The 19,966-nt window shown below is 67.1% G+C and carries 17 protein-coding genes; 11 read left to right on the forward strand and 6 right to left on the reverse strand.

Going from position 1 to position 19,966, the window contains the following annotated elements; genetic code table 11:
- Positions 1-104 precede the first annotated feature (104 nt).
- The 4 genes from RW112_RS06255 (at position 105) to RW112_RS06270 (ending at position 5,392) form a co-directional block, all read left to right on the forward strand.
- On the forward strand, positions 105-1,352 hold the full coding sequence (locus tag RW112_RS06255; protein WP_411709865.1) for a glycoside hydrolase family 76 protein: 1,248 nt from the start codon (positions 105-107) through the stop codon (positions 1,350-1,352).
- 164 nt (positions 1,353-1,516) lie between these two features.
- A complete protein-coding gene (locus RW112_RS06260) occupies positions 1,517-2,572 on the forward strand; it encodes an iron ABC transporter substrate-binding protein (protein ID WP_317780945.1) in 1,056 nt (351 codons plus the stop codon).
- A gap of 40 nt (positions 2,573-2,612) precedes the next feature.
- Positions 2,613-4,205, forward strand: a complete 1,593-nt coding sequence (locus RW112_RS06265; RefSeq protein ID WP_317780946.1) for an iron ABC transporter permease — start codon at positions 2,613-2,615, stop codon at positions 4,203-4,205.
- A complete protein-coding gene (locus RW112_RS06270) occupies positions 4,202-5,392 on the forward strand; it encodes an ABC transporter ATP-binding protein (protein ID WP_317780947.1) in 1,191 nt (396 codons plus the stop codon). Before RW112_RS06265 ends, RW112_RS06270 begins: the two co-directional genes overlap by 4 nt.
- A gap of 26 nt (positions 5,393-5,418) precedes the next feature.
- Here RW112_RS06270 and RW112_RS06275 read toward each other — a convergent pair whose 3' ends face one another.
- Complete coding sequence (locus tag RW112_RS06275) at positions 5,419-6,015, reverse strand: YdeI/OmpD-associated family protein (RefSeq protein WP_317780948.1); 597 nt, start codon at positions 6,013-6,015, stop codon at positions 5,419-5,421.
- Between the two features lie 94 nt (positions 6,016-6,109).
- On the opposite strand from RW112_RS06275, the gene RW112_RS06280 reads away from it, so the two are divergent.
- Entirely contained in the window at positions 6,110-6,826 is a 717-nt protein-coding gene (locus RW112_RS06280; RefSeq protein WP_317780949.1) for a VOC family protein, read from the forward strand.
- Positions 6,827-6,865: 39 nt separating this feature from the next.
- On the opposite strand, the gene RW112_RS06285 is transcribed toward RW112_RS06280, so the two are convergent.
- Genes RW112_RS06285 through RW112_RS06305 form a run of 5 tightly spaced genes read right to left on the reverse strand, consistent with a single transcriptional unit; the run spans position 6,866 to position 14,275 of the window.
- Entirely contained in the window at positions 6,866-8,128 is a 1,263-nt protein-coding gene (locus tag RW112_RS06285) for a M20 family metallo-hydrolase (protein WP_317780950.1), read from the reverse strand.
- 9 nt (positions 8,129-8,137) lie between these two features.
- Complete coding sequence (locus RW112_RS06290; RefSeq protein ID WP_317780951.1) at positions 8,138-9,859, reverse strand: amidohydrolase; 1,722 nt, start codon at positions 9,857-9,859, stop codon at positions 8,138-8,140.
- Positions 9,860-9,887: 28 nt separating this feature from the next.
- Positions 9,888-11,303 (reverse strand): aldehyde dehydrogenase family protein, encoded by a 1,416-nt coding sequence (locus RW112_RS06295; protein ID WP_317780952.1) that lies wholly within the window; start codon positions 11,301-11,303, stop codon positions 9,888-9,890.
- Positions 11,304-11,315: 12 nt separating this feature from the next.
- Complete coding sequence (locus RW112_RS06300; protein WP_317780953.1) at positions 11,316-12,941, reverse strand: thiamine pyrophosphate-dependent enzyme; 1,626 nt, start codon at positions 12,939-12,941, stop codon at positions 11,316-11,318.
- On the reverse strand, positions 12,938-14,275 hold the full coding sequence (locus RW112_RS06305; protein ID WP_317780954.1) for an MFS transporter: 1,338 nt from the start codon (positions 14,273-14,275) through the stop codon (positions 12,938-12,940). Before RW112_RS06305 ends, RW112_RS06300 begins: the two co-directional genes overlap by 4 nt.
- 177 nt (positions 14,276-14,452) lie before the next feature.
- Between RW112_RS06305 and RW112_RS06310 the strand changes: the two genes are divergently transcribed.
- The 6 genes from RW112_RS06310 to RW112_RS06335 all read left to right on the forward strand — a co-directional run bounded on the left by RW112_RS06310 (position 14,453) and on the right by RW112_RS06335 (position 19,938).
- Entirely contained in the window at positions 14,453-15,646 is a 1,194-nt protein-coding gene (locus RW112_RS06310; protein ID WP_317780955.1) for a helix-turn-helix domain-containing protein, read from the forward strand.
- Positions 15,647-15,811: 165 nt separating this feature from the next.
- Positions 15,812-17,188, forward strand: a complete 1,377-nt coding sequence (locus tag RW112_RS06315; RefSeq protein WP_317780956.1) for an MFS transporter — start codon at positions 15,812-15,814, stop codon at positions 17,186-17,188.
- Between the two features lie 5 nt (positions 17,189-17,193).
- Complete coding sequence (locus tag RW112_RS06320) at positions 17,194-17,628, forward strand: RidA family protein (protein ID WP_317780957.1); 435 nt, start codon at positions 17,194-17,196, stop codon at positions 17,626-17,628.
- On the forward strand, positions 17,625-18,233 hold the full coding sequence (locus RW112_RS06325) for an RraA family protein (RefSeq protein WP_317780958.1): 609 nt from the start codon (positions 17,625-17,627) through the stop codon (positions 18,231-18,233). The genes RW112_RS06320 and RW112_RS06325 overlap by 4 nt, the downstream gene beginning before the upstream one ends.
- A 44-nt stretch (positions 18,234-18,277) precedes the next feature.
- The gene (locus RW112_RS06330) at positions 18,278-18,817 is read left to right on the forward strand and encodes an NUDIX hydrolase family protein (RefSeq protein ID WP_028271117.1); all 540 of its coding nucleotides are present in this window, start codon (positions 18,278-18,280) and stop codon (positions 18,815-18,817) included.
- Between the two features lie 110 nt (positions 18,818-18,927).
- Complete coding sequence (locus RW112_RS06335; RefSeq protein WP_317780959.1) at positions 18,928-19,938, forward strand: DUF6707 family protein; 1,011 nt, start codon at positions 18,928-18,930, stop codon at positions 19,936-19,938.
- Positions 19,939-19,966: the final 28 nt, after the last annotated feature.

Consider the following 19,966-nt stretch of genomic DNA (forward strand, 5'->3'; position numbering starts at 1 on the left):
AGTTAATGCATGTTAACTGGAATGGGCGCAAACCGCACACTTGGCGGACTCCCGCGGGGCCAACCGCGGGGGCCTACCGCGGGAGTGCCCGCTAGGCTGGCAGCATGACCTCCCCCGACGCCGGATCCGCGGACCGGTCCGCACCAACCGACCGGTCCGCACCAACCGACTGGTCCGCACCAACGGACCGCTCCGCACCAACCGGCTGGTCCGCCCGCGCCGACGAGGCCGCCCGGTCCGTGACCAGGATGTTCGGACAGCGGCTGTTCTTCCTCCCCGGAACGCACATCGCGGCGATCGAGCGGCCGTCCAGCCGGCTGAAAAACCTGATGCGGCCCTGGCACTACTGGTGGCAGGCCCACTACGTGGACTGTCTGGTGGACGCCGGCCGACGGGAACTGGCGCGGGCTGCAAGGTTCGACGGCGGGAGCCGCCCCAGCGCCGGACGGCTGGCCTCGCAGCTGGTCACCGGCATCCGGCTGCGCAACTTCCTGACGGTGGTCAACAACTATTACGACGACATGGCCTGGCTCGCCCTGTCCACGCTCCGGCTGGAGAAACTGGCCGAACAGACGCGAAAACCGGGCGCCCGCCGCAACGCCAGGATCCGGCAAAGCCTGACACTGCAGTTCGATTCCGCCTCCACGGATGACCTGGGCGGCGGCACGTTCTGGAGCAAGAAGCGGGACTTCAAGAACACGCCCGCCACCGCGCCCGTAGCGCTCTACTATGCCCGCACCGGAAACACCGCCAGGGCACAGGCGCTGGTGGACTGGCTCCATGCGAAGCTGTTCGACCCCGTCCAGGGCATGTACCAGGACGGCCTGCGGATCGGCGCCGACGGCGAGGTGGTGCTGGAAGCCGCCATCTACACCTACAACCAGGGCCCGGTCCTCGGCGCGCTGCTGGAGCTGGGCGGCCACGCGAACCTTGACCGGGCCGCCGCGCTGGTGGATGCCGTGGCCCGCAACCTGACGCGGCCAGCGACCCTGGCGTCCGGCAGGACCGCGGCCGTGCTCCGCTGCGATGGAACGGGCGACGGCGGCCTGTTCACCGGGATATTGGCGCGCTACCTGGCGCTGGCGGCCGCGGACCAACGACTCACGGACCGGACCAGGGCCACTGCGGCTGCCTTGGTGACGGAGACCGCGCAGGCACTCTGGGACGGCCGCCGCGCCGTGGCTCAGGAGGAGCCGCTGGCACGGCACGGCGCGCACCTGGTGTTCCCGGTGTTCGCCGAGACACCGGCGAGCCGGTCGTATCCGGCGGGCGCCGCCGTCGAACTTTCCACCCAGCTCCAGGCCTGGATGGTGCTCGAGGCGGCAGCCACCGTCCGGCCGGCCAGCAATTAAGTCACGTAAAAGTTCCGTAATTGATGTGATCCTGATCACTTAAGCCCGCTTCGGCTTGGTTCCTTAGGTTTGGCTAACCTACAGTTTTTGGCAGTGAGCATGCCCTAACTTCCCCCTCACGCGGACTCCGGTCCACCAAGACTTTTTTCCAGAAAGAAGCCCCCATGAAGATCCGCACCAACGCGCTGGCAGGAATCGCACTCGCCGCCACCGCAGCCCTCGGCCTGGCCGCCTGCGGCTCCGGAAGCTCCACCCCGGCCGCCAGCAGCGCCGCAGCGGGCGGCAGCAATGCCGGCGAAATCACGGTTTACAACGCGCAGCACGAAAGCCTCACCAAGGAATGGATCGACGCTTTCACTGCGGAGACCGGCGTGAAGGTCACCCTGCGCCAGGGCTCGGACACCGAAATGTCCAACCAGATCATCCAGGAAGGCGCAGCCTCCCCGGCCGACGTCTTCCTGACCGAGAACTCCCCCGCAATGGCGCAGGTTGAGAACGCCGGCCTCTTCGCGGACGTGGACAAAGCGACCATCGACCAGGTGCCCGCAGAGTACCGTCCGTCCACGGCCAAGTGGACCGGCATCGCTGCCCGCTCCACCGTGCTGGTGTACGACAAGGCCAAGCTGAGCGAAGACCAGCTGCCCAAGTCCATGCTGGACCTGGCCAAGCCGGAGTGGAAGGGCAAGTGGGCCGCTTCACCGTCCGGTGCCGACTTCCAGGCGATCGTTTCCGCGCTCCTTGAGCTCAAGGGCGAAGCCGCAGCCGAGGAATGGCTCAAGGGCATGAAGGAAAACTTCAAGGCGTACAAGGGCAACAGCACGGCCATGAAGGCCGTCAACGCCGGCGAAGTGGACGCCGCCCTGATCTACCACTACTACTACTACGGCGACCAGGCCAAGACCGGGGAGAACTCCAAGAACGTCACCCCGTACTACTTCAAGAACCAGGACCCGGGCGCGTTCGTCTCCGTCTCCGGCGGCGGCGTGCTGAAGTCCTCCAAGAACGCGGCGGCAGCCCAGTCCTTCCTGAAGTTCATCACCGGCAAGAAGGGCCAGGAAGTCCTCCAGAAGGGCAACTCCTTCGAGTACGCGATTGCCTCCGACGTCCCGGCCAACGACAAGCTGGTTCCGCTGACGGAACTCCAGGCGCCTACCGTTGACCCGGCCAAGCTCAACTCCGAAAAGGTCACCGAGCTGATGACCAAGGCAGGACTGCTGTAACCCGTGCCAACAAAGCAATTCAGTGTCAAATGGAAATACAGTGCCAATTGACCTAGCGGCGCCGGAAACTTCCGGAAGCACGACGACGGCGGGTAGGGGCAAGCGCCCCCGCCCGCCTTTCGGCGTTTCCGCAGTATCCGTCATCGCCGTCCTGATTGCCCTGTTTTCGTTGATTCCGCTGGGGTACGTCATCGTGATGACGGCCGCCACGGGGTGGGACACCGCCGTCGGGCTGATCTTCCGCGAGCGCGTCGGCGAGCTGCTCCTCAACACGCTGCTGCTGATGGCCATCACGGTGCCGCTCTGCGTGGCGCTGGGCGTGGGCGGAGCCTGGCTGGTGGAACGGACCACCCTCCGGGGGCACAAATGGTGGGCCGTGCTGCTGGCTGCGCCGCTGGCCATCCCGGCGTTCGTCAACAGCTACGCCTGGGTTTCGGCCATTCCGTCCCTGGGCGGGCTGTGGTCCGGCGTCCTGATCGCCACCCTGTCCTACTTCCCGCTGGTGTACATCCCGGCCGCCGCCACGCTCAGCCGGCTTGACCCGGCCATCGAGCAGTCCGCCGCATCGCTGGGCCTGGGCGCGTGGCGCACCTTCTTCCGCGTGGTGCTCCCCCAGCTCCGCATTGCCATGACCGGCGGGGCGCTCCTGGTCTCCCTGCACCTGCTGGCCGAATACGGCGCGTTCGCGATGATCCGCTTCGACACGTTCACCACCGCGATCATGGTGCAGTACCAGTCCACGTTCAACGGCACGGCCGGGAACATGCTGGCCAGCGTGCTGGTATTTTTCTGCCTCATCCTGCTCCTGGTGGAAGTGCGAAGCCGCGGAACCGCTCGCTATGCCCGGGTGGGTTCGGGCGCGCAGGCCAGGGCGCTGCGACTGCCGCTGCACGCCTACCAGGTTCCTTCCCAGCTCTTCCTGATGTGCCTCACGGCCCTGGCCTTCGGCCTGCCGCTGGTGTTCGTGCTGCGCTGGATTTTCGCCGGCGGAGCGCAGATCTGGGTGGCCGACGAGTTCCTTCCCGCGCTGCTGCAGACCATGGGCTACGGCCTGGCCGGCGCATTGGCCACCACCGTAGTGGCCTTTCCCATGGCCTACCTGGCCGTGCGGCACCCCGGCTGGTTCAGCAAGGCGCTGGAACTGTCCAACTACGTCACCAGCTCCATGCCGGGCATTGTGGTGGGCCTGGCTTTCGTGACCGTGAGCATCCGGGTTGCGCCGGGCTTCTACCAGACAACCGCACTGCTCATCGCGGCCTATGTGCTGCTGTTCCTGCCGCGCGCGCTGGTGAACATCCGGGCCGGGCTGGCCCAGGCCCCCAAGGAACTCGACGAAGCCGCCCAGGCGCTGGGCAAGCCGCCGCTGGTGTCCTTTATCCGCGTCACCCTGCGGCTCACGGCGCCGGCCGCGGCGGGCGGGGCCGCCCTCGTGTTCCTGGCCATCGTCAACGAACTCACGGCCACCCTGCTGCTCTCCCCCAACGGCACCCGGACCCTTGCCACTGAATTCTGGAGCAAGAGCAGCGAGATCGACTACGCCGGCGCGGCACCGTATGCCCTCCTGATGATCCTCATCTCCGCCCCCATGACCTACCTTCTCTTCCAGCAGTCCAAGAAAGTGGCCGGACAGTGACCGACTTTTACACTTCGCGTGATGCCCCCTCCAGGCTTCCGGAGCCACGGATAGCCCCGTCCGTCGCACCGAGCACCAACAACCACCTGGAGATCGAGGCCGTCACCAAGAACTTCGGTTCACAGGCGGTCCTCAAGGGCGTCAACCTGTCCGTGGCCAAGGGCGGCACCACCGCGATCGTGGGCCCCTCGGGTTCCGGCAAGACAACCCTGCTGCGCCTCATCGCGGGCTTCGAGCATCCCGATACCGGCAGCATTTCCCTCAACGGCGCGAAGGTGGCCGGTGAGGGAAACTGGGTGCCGGCGCACAAACGCCATGTGGGCTACGTGGCCCAGGACGGCGCCCTGTTCCCGCACCTCACCGTGGGACAGAACATCTCCTTCGGCCTCAGTGCCGGTCGTCTTTCCGGCGGGCGGCGGGAGGTCGCGGCCCGGGTGGGCGAGCTACTGGAAATGGTGTCCCTTGATCCCGCCATGGCCAAGCGCCGGCCGCACCAGCTCTCCGGCGGCCAGCAGCAGCGCGTGGCACTGGCCCGCGCCCTGGCCCGCGAACCGGAACTGATGCTGCTGGACGAGCCTTTCTCCGCGCTGGACGCCGGCCTTCGCGTGGCCACGCGCCGTGCCGTGGCCAAGGTGCTCAACGAAGCCGGGGTGACCACCATCCTGGTCACCCATGACCAGGCCGAGGCACTGTCCTTCGCGGACCAGGTGGCGGTGATGCGCGGCGGCAAGCTGGCGCAGATCGGCAACCCCTTTGTGGTCTACACCCGCCCCGCGGACCGCGCCACCGCGGAGTTCCTGGGTGACGCCGTCATCCTGGACGCCTGGATGGAGGGCTCGCTGGCCACCTGTTCGCTCGGCGGCATTCCGGTGCGCAGGCCCCCGGCGCAGGGCCGCGTGCAGCTCATGCTGCGGCCCGAGCAGATCCGCATTGCCGAGGACGGACCCATCCGCGGCGTGGTGGTTGACACGGACTACTTCGGGCCGGAAACCACGGTGCGCCTGAAGCTGGCCGTCCCGCCGGAACTGGCAGCCGGGGCTACCCCGGACTACCGCTTCCCGGGCGGCGGCGAAGTGATCACCATCCGGCACTGGAACGCCTCCATCGCGCGGCCGGGCATGGAGCTTTGCCTGCGCGTGGTGGGCGAAGCCGTGGCTTTCCCGGTGGACGAGGACGCCAGCGCCTGAGGCGTGATGGTCCGCCTGGCGCCCCGCTACCCGGCTGGGCGCTTCTTCTGCGGGTACGGCGTTTCGCCGCGCGCCAGCATCTCCACGAACCCGGCGATCTTGCGTTCCCGGGTGGCGGCCTGCTTGACCGAATTGGTGCGGTAAATCAGGGCGTAACGGTTCACCGACGTCAGCACATCGAACATGGCCTGCGCCCGCGGCTCAGCCGCGATGGCAGCAGCAAGATCCGCCGGCACCTCGGCGGAGGCTGCTCCGGAATACGCCACTTCCCAGCGCCCGTCAGCCTTGGCAGCCTCGACGGCGGCCCGGCCCGCGGACGTCATCCTGCCTGCAGCCTCGAGCTTGCCGATGCGGTCCACGTTCCGGGCCGACCATACGCTTTTCGGTCCGCGGCGCGTCATCCGCTGGAAGGAGCTGTCGTCGTCGCGCCTTTTGCCCTGGCCGTCGATCCACCCGAAGCACAGCGCTTCCTGCAGGGCAGCCTCATAGTCCAGCTCCGTGGTGTTGCCGCCTTTCTTGTGCAGCACCAGCCAGACGCCCGGGCTGGTGGCGTGGTGCTGCTCCAGCCAAGCGCGCCATTCGGCGGCGTCCTTCACCAGCAGTTCCTCAAGTTCGATGGCCATGGCACCATTCTGCTACCGGGGATTCCTTAATCAAGGCGTGGCATCATGGCTTTATCGCCGTCGTTGTCACCGCCCGACCTGCCCAGGAGATCCAATGTTGCGTGTCCGCCCCGTCCATTTCACGTCCCGCCTGGACCAGTGGGAGCAGCTCCTGACGGAGCTGGGAATGGTGAAGACGGTCGATGACGGCCCGTGGAAAGAGTACGACGCCGGGTCCGGCCGCCTGGCGCTGCACACCGCCGGGGCCGGTTCCGCCGAAGACGGCACGACGTCGTTCGGCGTCGAAGTGGGCGACCTCGCCGAATTCGCCCGGCGCACCAACGAGGCCTCCGTGGAGGACGGGAACACGCCGGCCGAACTGGTCGACGCCGACCACGGCGCCGCCTGCCGGATCACCGGCGAAGACGGTTTCAGCTTCTTCGCCGACAAAGCCGCCCACGGCGCCCAGTGCGCGGACGCCGATCCGGGACTCGCCGTCGTCGAAGTCTGGTTCACGCCGGACGCCGAGGCGGCCGCGCAGACCCTGCGGAACATGGGCGCCCGGCTCCGGCCGGTGCCGGATGACGACGAAACCGCGGATTTCACCGCCAAGAACGGCGGGGTGCTGATGGCGCGGCCCGCAAGCGGCGCTCCGCGGACCGGGCTGGGATTTGAGTACACGGGCGAACTGTCGGCCCTGCGGGACCGGCTCGCGGCTGCGGGCATCACGGTGACCATGACGGAAGAGGCCTTCGGCCGGACCCTGCACGTGGCCAGCCCCGATGCAGCGGGCGGGGACGCCCCGGCGCTCTGGGTCGCTTCGCGCCACTGACGGGGGCCTGTCTTCGGGCGAGTGACGCCGAACGGTCCCTCAGTCCTCCAGGGCGCCCGCGCAGAGCCGGCCGACCACCTCGGTGAGCATGGTGAGGCCGGCCACGATGTCCTCGTCGGTCGTGTATTCATGTTCGTTGTGTGAAATGCCGTCCACGCTGGGCACGAACAGCATCACGGTGGGGACGATGTCCTTCATGTTGGTGGAATCATGCCCGGCCAAGGTCATCACCGGCTTGTTCGCCAGGCCCAGGTCGGCAGCCACCTTGGCTGCCAGTTCCACGCCTTCGGGCTGGTAGGGGGTGACGGGCCAGGAGTGGGAGTGGTTGCGTTCCACGGTGACGTTGGCCAGCTGCTCGATCTCAGTGATCCGCTGGTGCAGCAGGGCGTCGGCTTCAGCAAGGACGGCTTCGTCAGCGCTGCGCAGGTCCAGCAGCAGGTTCACGCGGGACGGCACCACCACCGGCGAGTTCGGGTACACGGTCAGCTGCCCCACCGAGGTGTGCAGCACGCCCGGAAAGCGGTCGGCCAGTTCACGCGCGGCCACCACCATCATGGATGCCCCCAGCAGGGCATCCTTGCGGTCGGCGATCACGGTGGAGCCGGTGTGCGCCTGCTCGCCGTTGACCACGAATTCGTATTTGTTGGCCGCCCAGTTGGAGTGGACCAGGCCGATGGTCACGCCTTCGCGTTCCATGCTGCGGCCCTGCTCAATATGGATTTCGGCACAGAAAGCTGCCTGCGGACCCTTGTAACCTCCCCGGCAGCCGATGGCGTCCAGGGCATCACGGACGGAGACTCCGGCGGCATCGGTGGTGGCCAGCGCTGTCTCCAGCTCCAGTTTCCCGGTGTACACCGAGGAACCCATCATGGAGGGCTTAAACCGCGAGCCTTCCTCGTTGAACCAGTTGACCACGGCGATGTTGAACCGGGGCTGGCCGTCCGGGCCGGCGGCGTTCCACTGCTCCACCAGGCGGAAGGCCGCGTGGGCCGCCGCCAGCACCCCGTAGGCTCCGTCATAGCGTCCGGCGGTGGGCTGCGAGTCCATGTGTGAGCCCACCACCACGTAGGGCGCACCCGGCACCGCTTCGTAGAGGCCCCACTGGTTACCGGCGTGGTCGAACTTCACCGTGAAACCCCTGGCCTCCAGCAGGCCCGTGAGCCACTGCCGCTGCTGGCCGTCCGGGATGGAGCCGGCCTGCCGGTCCACGCCGCCGTTCGGGGTGGCTCCGAATTCGCTCATGGTGTGGAAATCCCGGACGAAGGCCGCATCGCGGGCGCTGAGGGTTGTTGTTGTGGTCACGTAGTTCCCCTATGAACGGTTGGTGGCTGGACGGATGAACGTGGTGCCGGCGGAGGTGTTCCCGGCGGCCTCGGCGACGCGGTCAGGGCCGGGGAAGCGGCCCTCCCCGTAGGTGAAGGCACCGCCGACTGCGGTGGCCAGGACACGGAGGGCCGCGATGTCCGGGGCGGTGAGCGGCGAGCCGGACAGGACCGTGAAGTCAGCCAGCTTCACGGGCGCAAGGGCGCCTTTGAGGTGCGACAGGCCGGTGGCTGCTGCGGCTTCGGTGGTGTATGCCGCCAGTGCCTGGCGGGGGCTCAGGCGCTCGTCCGGGTTGCCGAAAACGGCCCCGGAGGATGTGCGCCGGTCCACGAAAGCCTGCATTCCCCGAAGCACATTGCCGTCAGCAACGGGCCGGTCCGAGCTTCCGGCGAGGGTCACGCCGGCGTCCACGAACGATGCCGCACGGTAGGCCCAGCCCAGCCGTTCCGGTCCCAGCGAGGCGGTCATGCCGTCGCCGCCCTCCGCGAAGAAGCTGGCCTGCGGGGTCACCGCGATTCCGGCGTCCGCGAGCCGTTGCACCTGGTCCGGCCTGGTGACGGACGCGTGCTCGATCCGGTTGGGCAGGACGCGCGGCCCGTACTTGGCAGCGCAGTGGCTGATGATGCTGATCGCCAGGTCCACGGCCCGGTCACCGATGGCGTGTGCGGCGATGGACCAGCCCGCCGCGTAGGCCGACTCAATCCTGTTCCGCAGCGACTCCGGGTCGGCTTGGAAATACCCGGTATTGCCGCTGTTGTCCGTGTGTCCGTGGCTGCAGTAGTCCTCGCTGACGGCCGCAGTTTCGCCCAGCAGCGAGCCGTCCAGGAACACCTTGGCCGGACCGAGGGAAACGAAGTCATTCCCGAAGCCGCTCGCCATTCCCAGATCAAGGCCAACAGCTCCAGGAGTGCCATATCCCTCCAGCGGGCGGAGCGCATCGAGGACCGGCATGAGCTGGGCCCGCGCATGCAGCCTGCCGTTGGCCGCCGCCCGCTGGTAGGCCGCCAGTTCAACGGGGCTGTGCCCGATCCAGCCTCCGCCGATGCCGGCTTCCGTGAAGCTGGTAATACCTTCAGAGGCATAGTGCCGGGTGGCGCGGTCCAGAGCGGCTTCGATGGCTTCAAGCGAGTATGGCAGGATCAATTCCTGGACCAGCTGCTGAGCCGTCTCCTGGACCAGCCCGGTGGGTCGGCCGTCCGCGTCGCGGACGATCATGCCGCCGTCGGGATCGGGGAACGACGGCGATTCGGCGCCTGCCAGCCGCAGCGCGGCCGTGTTCACCACGGCCATATGGCCTGAGTTGTGCCGGATGAACAGCGGCCGGTCCCCCGTGATCCGGTCCAGCACGCCAATGTCCGGGAACGCGCCGCCATGCAGTGTCTGGCTGAAGCCGGTGGCCATGAGCCAGCGGGAGGCACTAACGGCCATGTCCGCCTCAAGCAGGGCGTACAGCTGGTCCAGGCCGCGGGCGCCGGAGACGTCCACTTCGCCCAGGCCCAGCCCGAACCACGTGGTGTGGCAGTGGGCGTCGATGAATCCGGGCGTCACAGTGGCGCCGTCCAGATCCAGGACCTTCGCCGCATCCAGTCCGTCCAGGTCGCCATCGAGGCCGACGATCCGGCCCTGCCAGATTCCCAGCGACGTGGCGTGCGGGCGGCGGTCATCCATGGTGATGATGTCCGCGTTGCGCAGCAACAGATCGAGTTTCATGGGTTTCCTAGCGTTTGGAACCGGCGGGTTAGCGATGGGAAGTGGTGACGGATTTGATGCGGGTGTAGTCCTCGAGCCCGAAGACGGACAGGTCCTTGCCTGTGCCGGAATGCTTGAACCCGCCGTGCGGGGCTTCGGCCGGGATCACCTGGTGGCAGTTGATCCATACAGCGCCGAAGTCCAGTTCATTGGACACCCTGGTGACCACTCCGTGGTTGTTGGACCAGACGCTGGAGGCGAGCGCGTACTTGGTGCCGTTGGCCAGTTCCAGCGCTTCCTCCTCGGTGCGGAACGGCTGCACCGTGACCACGGGGCCGAAGATTTCCTCGCACACCACCTCGTCGCCCTGGAAGACGCCGTCGATCACGGTGGGTTCGAAATGGAAGCCGGCGCCGGTCCGCTTGCCGCCGGCGAGGACCTTGGCGTTCGCCGGAAGCCTGGACATGAAGCCCTCCACCCGGTCCAGCTGGGCGGCGCTGTTCAGCGGGCCGAGATCGGCTGCGTCGCCGCCCACGGTGAGCGCGGACGCGGCGGCGGCGAGCGCAGCGCCGAATTCGGCGTGGATGGACTCCTCCACCAGGACGCGGGTCACTGCGGTGCAGTCCTGTCCGGCGTTGAAGAAGGCGCCCAGCGCGATCTCCCGGGCGGTCAGATCAATGTCGACGTCGGCAAAAACGATGGCCGGCGCCTTGCCGCCGAGTTCCAGGTGGACATCCTTGAGTGTTGCCGACGCAGCGGACATGACCTGGGCGCCGGCCCGGGTGGAGCCGGTGATGGAGACCATTTCGGGAATCTCGTGCTCCACCATCGCGGCGCCCGTGCCCCGCCCGCCGCAGACGATGTTGACGACGCCGGCGGGATAGGCCTCCTGGGCCAGTTCACCCAGGATGACGGTGGACCAGGGCGTCGTGTCGGCGGGCTTGAGCACCAGCGTGTTTCCCGCGGCGAGGGCCGGACCGATCTTCCAGATGGCCATCATGAACGGGTAGTTCCACGGCGTGATCTGGGCGACCACGCCGAGCGGCTCGCGGCGGACGGTCGAGGAGAACCCGGTGACGTACTCGGTCTGGGCGGTGCCGGAAACCACCCGGCAGGCTCCGGCGAAGAAGCGCAGCTGGTCCGCGCCCCGCAGGATCTCGATCTCGCGGGTGACGGCCTTCGGCTTGCCGGTGCAGGCCACTTCCGCCTCAAGGATCCGGTCCACGTTCGCCTCGATGAGGTCCGCGAGCTTGAGCATCATGGCCTGGCGTTCGGCCGGGGTGGTCCGCTTGTAGCTTGTGAAGGCGGCGCGGGCGGCCTGGAAGGCGCGGTCAACGGTGTCCGTATCGCTGTCCGGGGCGGTGCCGAGCTGCACGCCGGTAGCGGGGTCGAAGAACGGCAGCGTGGCTTCCGCCTTGCCGCCGCCGGCGGTCTCTCCGTTGATGATGTTGTTCAGCGTGATCATGGAATGCTCCGGTCAGTTGCTGGCGGTCTTGGGTGAACGTGTGGCGGGGTCCTGGGGCAGGTGCAGAACCGCTGGAAGTCCGGAATCCGTGGCGCGACGGAACGCTGCGGCGAAGTCCTCAGCCTTGTCCACGCGTTCCCCGTAGCCCCCGTACGAGCGGGCCAGGGCGGCGAAGTCCGGGTTGGTCATGTGCGTTCCGGACGGGCGGCCCGGGTAGTGGCCTTCCTGGTGTTCGCGGATGGTGGCGAAGATACCGTTGTCCACCACCAGGACAATGAACCTGCCGCCGTGCCCCATGGCAGTGGCCAGCTCCTGCCCGTTCATCAGGAAGCAGCCGTCGCCGGCCACGGAGATGACCTGCCGGTCCGGATAGGCCAGGGAGGCGGCAACAGCAGCCGGGATCCCCATGCCCATGGCGCCGTTGCGCGGCGCCGCCAGCGAGTTCGCCGAGTTGTGCTTCAAGTAGCGGGCCGGCCACAGCGTGTGGTTACCGGCCCCGTAAGTGATGACGGCGTCGTCGTCCATTTCCTGCTTGAGGATTTCCATCACGACGGCGAGGTCCACGCCCGTGCCACCGTCAGGCTGAGCCGAGGAGAACTTTTCGTAATCGGCGCGGGCCTCAGCCAGCCAGCCGGCCGCGGGCTGCACGGCGGAAGCCGTGGCTGCGAGCGCTGTTGCGAAGGACGTGACGTGGCCTGGAATGTGCTGGTCCAGCCGGCCGAAGTGGCCCTGCAGGTCGGCGCCGGGGTGGACGACGACGGTGACGGCGTCCAGTCCGCGCTGGTAGCCGTCCGAGAGAACGTCGGCGCGGACGCAGCCCACGAAGACCAGCAGGTCGGCCTCGTCCAGGCGGCGGGCGTTGTCGTCGCTGCGGGCGTAGCCGAGGTAGCCGGCGTAGGCATCGCTGTTGTGTGGAACCGCGTCGTAAGCGCGGAAGTCGGCCAGGACTGGCACGCCGTGGCGGGAAGCCCAGCCGGCCAGCGCCTCGGAACTTTCCTGGTCCCAGCCTTCGCCGCCCACCACGACCAGCGGTTTGTGTGCCGTTGCCAGGCGCTGCTCCAGCGCGGCGAGGTCCGAGGCTGTCGGTCCGGTCGGGGCAACGGCCCGCGGTTCCACTGTGCCTGCTTCGATGGCGTGGACCAGGACGTCCTCGGGCAGCCCGATGACCACCGGGCCGGGCCGGCCGCTGAGGGCCGTGAAGATGGCGTCGTCCACCACGCGGGCGGCGGAAGCGGCGTCGTCGAGCGTCACCACTTTCTTGGCGGTGCTGCCGAACCAGGCATTAATGTCGAATTCCTGGAAGGATTCCCGGCCCCGGTCCGCCACCGGGATGAGTCCCACGAAGAGGATCATGGGCGTGGCGTCCTGGTGCGCGGTGTGGATGGCGATGAAGGCGTTGGCGGCACCGGGACCGCGGGTCACCATGGCCACTCCGGGGAGTTCGGTCAGGCGGCCTTCGGTGAGCGCCATGAAGCCGGCGCCTCCTTCGTGGCGGGTCACCACGGTTTCGATGCTTGAGCCGTGGAGGCCGTCCAGGACGTCAAGGAAGCTCTCGCCCGGAACGCCGTAGACGCGCTTGATGCCTGCACGTTCGAGCTGGGCGACGATCAGGTGCCCGGCCGTGGTTGAAGTGCTCAATGCTTCATTCCCTCTTCTTCGATGCTGAGTGCCGGCAGGAAAATACCGGACAGGGCCGTCATGACGGACACCACCAGCAGGATGATGGCACCGGGCCAGAACGAGTTGCCGTTCGCCGCTACCAGTGCCGTGGCGATCAGGGGTACGAAGCCCGAGATGACGCCGGCGCTGTTGGAGGTGATGGCCACGCCCGTGTACCGGACCTTGGTGGCGAAGAGTGCGGTGAGGGCCGTTCCGGATACTGCGTACGGGACAGACAGGGTGCACACGCCGATGATCATGGCGGTGATGACGAGTGCCGGGATGGCAGTGTCGATGGCGAGGAAGACCGGGACGGCCACGAGCGCGGAGGCCACGCCGCCCCAGAGGATCACCTTGCTGGCGCCGTACTTCTCACCCATGCGGCCGGCCCAGATGAGGACGAAGATCTCGAAGACGGCGGCGAGCAGCGAGCCGAGCAGGAGGGTTTCATAGGGCATCTTGAGGATCTTGGTGCCGTAAAAGACCACAAAGCTCGTGATGAGATAGAAGCCGCCGATGCCGAGCAACGCCGAGCACATGCCCACCAGGATCTGGCGCCAGCTCTTGGTCAGGACGCCGCGGATGGGAGCGTGTTCGGTCTCACCGGACTCCATCAGGGCCTCGAACTCAGGTGATTCACTGAGCTTGCTGCGAATCCACATGGAGATAGCCAGCAGCGGGATGGCGGCCACGAAGGGAATGCGCCAGCCCCAGGCGTCGAAGTTGGTCTGGCCCACCAGGTACAGCATGCCGAAGAAGCCGCCGGAGGACAGGATGGTGCCGATCGGGGAACCGATCTGCGGCAGTGCCGCGTAGCGTGCGCGCTTGGCAACCGGGGCGTTTTCGACGGCGATGATCACCGCGCCGCTCCACTCGCCGCCGACCGCCAGGCCCTGCAGGATCCGCAGCGCCACGAGAATGACGGGTGCCGCGACGCCGATCGTCATGTAGTTCGGCAGCAATCCGATCAGGCCGGTCACAATTCCGATACCCACGATGGTGATCATCAGGATCTTCTTGCGGCCCACCTTGTCGCCGAGGGCACCGAAGATGAAACCGCCGATCGGGCGGGCCACGAAGCCCACGGCCAAGGTGGCGAAGGAGCTCATGGCCGCCACGAAGGGATCCTGCGAGACGAAGTACTGGGCATTGAACACCAGGGCTGCGGCCGTGGTGAACAGGAAGAAGTCGTACCACTCCAGGGCCGTGCCGACGAGGGCAGCTAATGCGACTTTCCTGGTGACTCGTTCGTCGATAACGCGTGGCGTCTGCGGACCCACTGTGGTGGTGGCGTTGCTTGCGCTGCTTGCCATGATTACTCCAAGTAAATGTGACTGGACGGAAATGTGACTGGCGCTGCCTGGGGACGTGATGCCAGCCGTCCGAGCGGCCTGTGACTGGGCTCACTCGATGTTGCATTCCATTCTGCCAGTAGGTTTTGCCAAAAAAACTAGCATTGCACCACGGAAACTAGCCCCTAGAATGTGGAAATGCACAATTTTGAAACCTCCGGGGATTCCGTCCGCTGGACTGAGCTGGTGGACCACCTCGAAGGACGGCTCGACAAACTCGCCCGGACGTTCACTGCCCGGGTCCGGGAAATCCCGGAATACGGGGAAAGCCAGGTGACCGTGTTGGAAATCCGCGAGACGGCGCGGGAGACCTTCCGCCGGCTCATTCACGGACTCCGCGGCGGCCAATCGGACAACGGACGGGACGGGCTACTCACCTTTGCGTCCGACCTGGGCTCCAAGCGAGCCCGTGCTGGAATTCCACCCGAGTCCCTGACCGCTGCCGTGCGGCTGGACTTCAGCATCCTGTGGGCGGAGCTTCTGGAGATCGCTGTCCCCGACGACGCCGGGCTGCTGGCTTCCCGGGTGGACCAGGTATGGCGGGTGGTGGACGAATTCGCCACCCGGACGCACATGAGCTACCTCACCGAGCGGGTTCGGATGGCCCAGGAAGAATCCAGCATCCAGCGCGAATTCATCGCCAGGCTGTTCAACCAAAGCACCCTGTCAGCGGAAACGTCAGGCCAGGTGGGTTCGGCCCTTGGCATCAGCCCGGATTCATGGTGCGGGCTGGTGGCAGCGAACGGCGAGGCCGGGGCAAAGCTGAGGGCGGCCTCGGCCCAGTTCGGCTCCGGACTCCAGCTCCGCCACCGGATGTTCCTGCACGAATCGGGAGGAACCACTTACCTGTTCTGGCCGCTGCAGGCTCCCCGGGCAGCGCCGCGGCGGGGCGCCGCCCCGGACCAGCAGTTGCCGCCTGCACTGGCGGATATTCCCTGCGGCTTCGTACCCGAGGTGCACGGCCTGCGCTCCCTTCCCGCCGCCGCCCGCACTGCCGAAAGTCTCGCGGCGCTCCTCCGGCCCAACGACCCGGGCCCGCTTTCCGCGGATGCCGCATGGGCGCGGCTGGCGAACCAAAGCCTTCAGGACGCCGGGCTGGACCTGGCCGCCCAGGTGGAGGAATCGCTGGAGGATTGCCGTGGCGGGGAGCGCGAACGGCTCATGGAGACCGTCCAACATTTCCTGTCGAGCGGGAACATCACTGCCACTGCAGAACAACTCTTCTGCCACCGGAACACCATCCTGAACCGGCTCAACCGCTTCCAGGAACTGACGGGCATCGATCTCACCGTTCCGTCCAAGGCGGCCCGGCTTGTGGTGGCCTGGGCCTAAACCGCGCCACGCCGGTCTCCGCTTCGGCTGGCGGCAGTTGTGTGTATTCACATTCCTGCCGCCATTTTGATGGTATTTCTGCCATTGAGGTGTGATCCGTTGCACACGAGAGTTGAACCTACCTTGCATCGGACGCTCGTCCCCGCACCCCATCTGGAGATACTGATGGCTCAAATGGTAGAAACCACCACCGCCGCAACAGCCCGGCTCGACCTCGCCAAAATGCGCAAGATTGCCCTCGCCAGCGTTATCGGCACCACCGTGGAGTGGTACGACCTCTTCGTTTTCGGAACAGCGTCCGCCCTCGTTTTCAACAAGATCTTCTTCCCGAGCTTCGATCCGATCGTGGGCACCATGCTCGCATTCGGCACATTCGCTTCTGCCTACATTGCCCGCATGGTGGGCGCCATCATCTTCGGCCACTTCGGCGACCGGCTGGGCCGCAAATCCATGCTCCTCATCTCGCTGCTGACCATGGGCGCGGCCACCTTCGCCATCGGCCTGCTGCCGGACTACAACAGCATCGGCATCATGGCGCCCCTCCTGCTGCTGTTCCTCCGTGTCATCCAGGGCCTGGCCCTCGGCGGAGAATGGGGCGGTGCGGTGCTGATGACGGTGGAACACGCCCCGTCCGACCGGCGCGGCTTCTACGGTTCCCTGGTCCAGGTGGGCGTACCGGCCGGAACCCTCATCGCCAACGTGGCCTTCCTGATTGTGGCCTCGAGCGTCAGCACCGAAGCCCTTCTCAGCTGGGGCTGGCGGATCCCGTTCCTGGCCTCCGCGTTGCTGGTGGCTGTGGGTATCTACATCCGGCTCCACATCGAGGAGACCCCGTCCTTCCAGGCCGTGAAGGATGCGGGGGCCAAAGCCAAGCTGCCCTTCGCAGCCCTGATGGCCAAGTACTGGAAGCAGGTGATCCTCGGCGGCGTTGCCACCCTGTCCACCGGCAGCACGTTCACCCTGCTTGTTGCCTCCGGTGTGTCTTACGGCAAGAAGGAACTGGGCCACTCGGAAGCCCTCATGCTGTGGGTTGTACTGGCCGCCTGCGCCCTCTGCTTTGTCCTGATCCCCTTCTTTGGCCGGCTCTCCGACAAGTATGGCCGCAAGCCGATCATCTACGCCGGCGTCGCCGCTGAAGCAGCTTTGGCCTTCCCCATGTTCTGGCTGATGGACACCAAATCGGTGCCCCTGCTGTTTGTCGCCTACCTCGCCATGATGACCGCCTTCGCCGCCAACTACGGGCCCATCGCCACATTCCTCGCGGAGCTGTTCGGGTCCAAGGTCCGCTACTCAGGTCTTTCGGTCGCGTACATGCTCTCCGGCCTGCTCGGCAGCGCTGCGACCCCGTTCATCACCACGTGGCTGCTTGGCGCGACCCACCAGAGCTCGTCAATCGCCTGGTACATCATGGCGGCCGCCCTGGTGTCGCTCGGAGCCCTTTTCATCCTGACGGAAACCCGGCACGGCAACATTGACGCCGTGGACACCGCTCCGGCGGAAACACCGGCCGACGGTTCCGGCCAGGCGGTGACCGCAAGGTGACTGCTGTGCCCCGGACCTCACCAACCACCGGCGACACAGTGCGTCGGATAGCCCAAATCCCCGGCGGGGCGTCCGCCGTCGGGCCCTTCTCCCAGGCGGTCGTTGCCAACGGCTTCGTCTTCACTGCCGGCCAGATCCCGGCGATCAGCGGCCGGGACGACCAGCCGGGATCATTCGCGGACCAGGTTCGCCAGACCATGCGGAACCTGGAGTCCGTGCTGGAGGCCGCCGGGTCCGGTTTGGAACACGTGGTCAAAGTGAACACCTACCTCACCGACCCCGGCCAGCTCGAAGAGTACAACCGCGTGTACGTGGAGTTCTTCGGTGCCGCCAAGCCTGCCCGGACGTCCGTCTGCGTCAGCCTCTGGGGAGTTGCACTGGAAATCGAGTGCGTAGCGGTCCTTGCTGCCGGCGAGGCCGCGGCGGTGGCGGAACGATGAGTGCCACGAGCGTTGGCGACCTCACGGACGTCAGCTACCCCACGATCGGCCACTTCCTGGAGGACGGCTTTGTGGACCCGGCCATCCAGTCCCTGCTCGACGGCGTCAAGGTGGCCGGGCCGGCAGTGACCGTCCGGATCGCCGGAAACGACGCCTTCGCCATGAACCGTGCCCTGCTGGAGCTGTACGCCGGCTCGGTGCTGGTGGTGGACATGTCCGGTGACCACCGGCACGCCCCCGTCGGGGCAGTCACGGCGGCAGCCGCCCTGTCGAGGGGTGCGGCCGGCGTGGTGGTAGATGGAGTGGCCACGGATCTCCCTGAACTTCGTGCCGCCGGCCTGCCCGTGTTCGCCCGCGGTACCTCTTGCCTCACCACCAAGCGGGTCCATAACGACCGTTCCGCCGTCAACGTCCCGGTGATGTGCGGCGGGGTGGAGGTCCGTCCCGGCGACTGGGTCCTGGCGGACGATAACGGCGTCATAGTGCTTTCTCCGGAGGCACTGGGCAGTGTCCTCGGTAAGGCACGCACCTCCGACGCCGCCGAACCGGCCCTCCTCGCGAGGATAGCGGCCGGGGAACCACTCGAATCAGTCCTCGGCGTGTGACGGTCCGGCGCGGGGTTCGGGCAGGGATGGGGTAGAACTTAAGCATGAACGTGCGCACCCCTGACCCGAATCCCGGCTGGCTGTCCGACGAGGACCTCTTCGAAGCCCGGGGCCGGCTTCCCATGGTTTATGTGGAAGCCGTACCCGTCCGCCTTGATCCCTTGGGATTTGTGAACGAAGTGGGCACGCTGCTGCAGGCCGACGAGGACGGCACGATGGTCCGCTCCCTGGTGTCCGGCCGCGTCCTCTACCGCGAGACCATCCGCGCGGCACTGCTCCGCCACATGGAGAAAGACCTCGGCCCGCTGGCCTTCCCCCAGCTTCCCATCAGCCCGGTGCCCTTCACCGTGGCCGAATACTTCCCGGCGCCGTCCCACACCGGATTCACCGACGACCGCCAGCATGCCGTTTCGCTGGCCTACATCATTCCGGTCACGGGTGAATGCGAACCCCGCCAGGACGCCCTCGAGCTCACCTGGATGACCCCGGAGGAGGTCCTGAGCCCGGACGTGCAGCTGGAGTTCAGCGGCGGCCGCGGGGCGCTTGTCCGGCAGGCGCTCGCGTTCGCGGGGGTAGGCAGCTAGGACGCGAAGGCCGTCGCGCGGGACGCTCGAAGGAACCCGGGCGTCCCCGATATCGGGCTGGGTCCTTTGTAGACTGTAGGGCGGACCGCAAGAGAACTTAAGGACTCCCGATGACCCACCGCCCAGCCGCCCAGCACTACAGCGAGCTCCAGGCTGGCTCTCTGCAGACCGGCCACCTGCTCCTTCTTCCCGACGGCGAACGGTCCGCCGAAGTCCAGAGCGTCCTTGTTGAGGATGACGATTTCGGCACCCCGGCGGTGGTCCTTGCAACCCTCACGGGCGGCGGGATCCTGCGCATCGCGGCCGGCTCCACGGTCTTCGTGGCCGGCCCCGGCACGGGTCCGGAGGACGCCGTTTCTGTAGCGTCCGACGCCGCCCCGCTTCAGCTGCTGGATCGCCCCGACGCCGGCGAGGACACCGCCCCGGCGGCTCCCGCCGTCGTCGTTCCTCCCCTGCCGGCCACCACGCCGGCCGCAGCGGCCGCAGCAGCCGGTCCGGACGAGGACGAGCTGGCGCTGATCCCGGAACCGGCGGGGACGCCCGAGTCCGTGGTGGAAGCCGCAGCGGCAGCCCACCCGGACGCAATGGGCGTGATGCTCCTGAGCGACCGGCTGGCCAAGGGCATCAACACCAAGTCCGGTAGCTGCCTCAAGGACCTCAGCGACCTCGCCCAAGAATTGTTCGTCATCCTCAAGGATGCCGAGGGCGCCCTCGCGGTGGCGGACCTGCTCAACGTGCTCCCCTTTGACGGGAACCCGGGCCGGTGGACGTCCGTGGAGGCGGCGCTGGCCCTGTCAAGCTACATCTGCCGGCAGAACGGGCAGGAGGACCGTGCCGAGGTGTATGAAAAGCTGCTCCGCGCCCCCGACGCCATGGAAACGGACCCGTTCAAGGCGCGGATCAACGCGAAGGTCCGCCAGCGGTCGCTGAACGAACCCAACCTGTATGACAAGGAAATCTTCCGGGCCATCGACAACTCGAACCCGGACGCCGAACGCGAATGGCGGCTGCTGCGGCTCGAAGCCCTGATGTTCCTGCGCGCGCATGGCGGATCGGAAACCATCGGCCTGAAGGAACTGGAACGCCGGATCGGCAACGAGCTGGAATCCGTGCGGGGCTAACGAGCTGGAATCCGTGCGGGGCTGAGGG

Source organism: Arthrobacter sp. B10-11 (assembly GCF_033142195.1).
In the GTDB taxonomy this organism is placed as follows: Bacteria; Actinomycetota; Actinomycetes; order Actinomycetales; family Micrococcaceae; genus Arthrobacter; species Arthrobacter oryzae_C.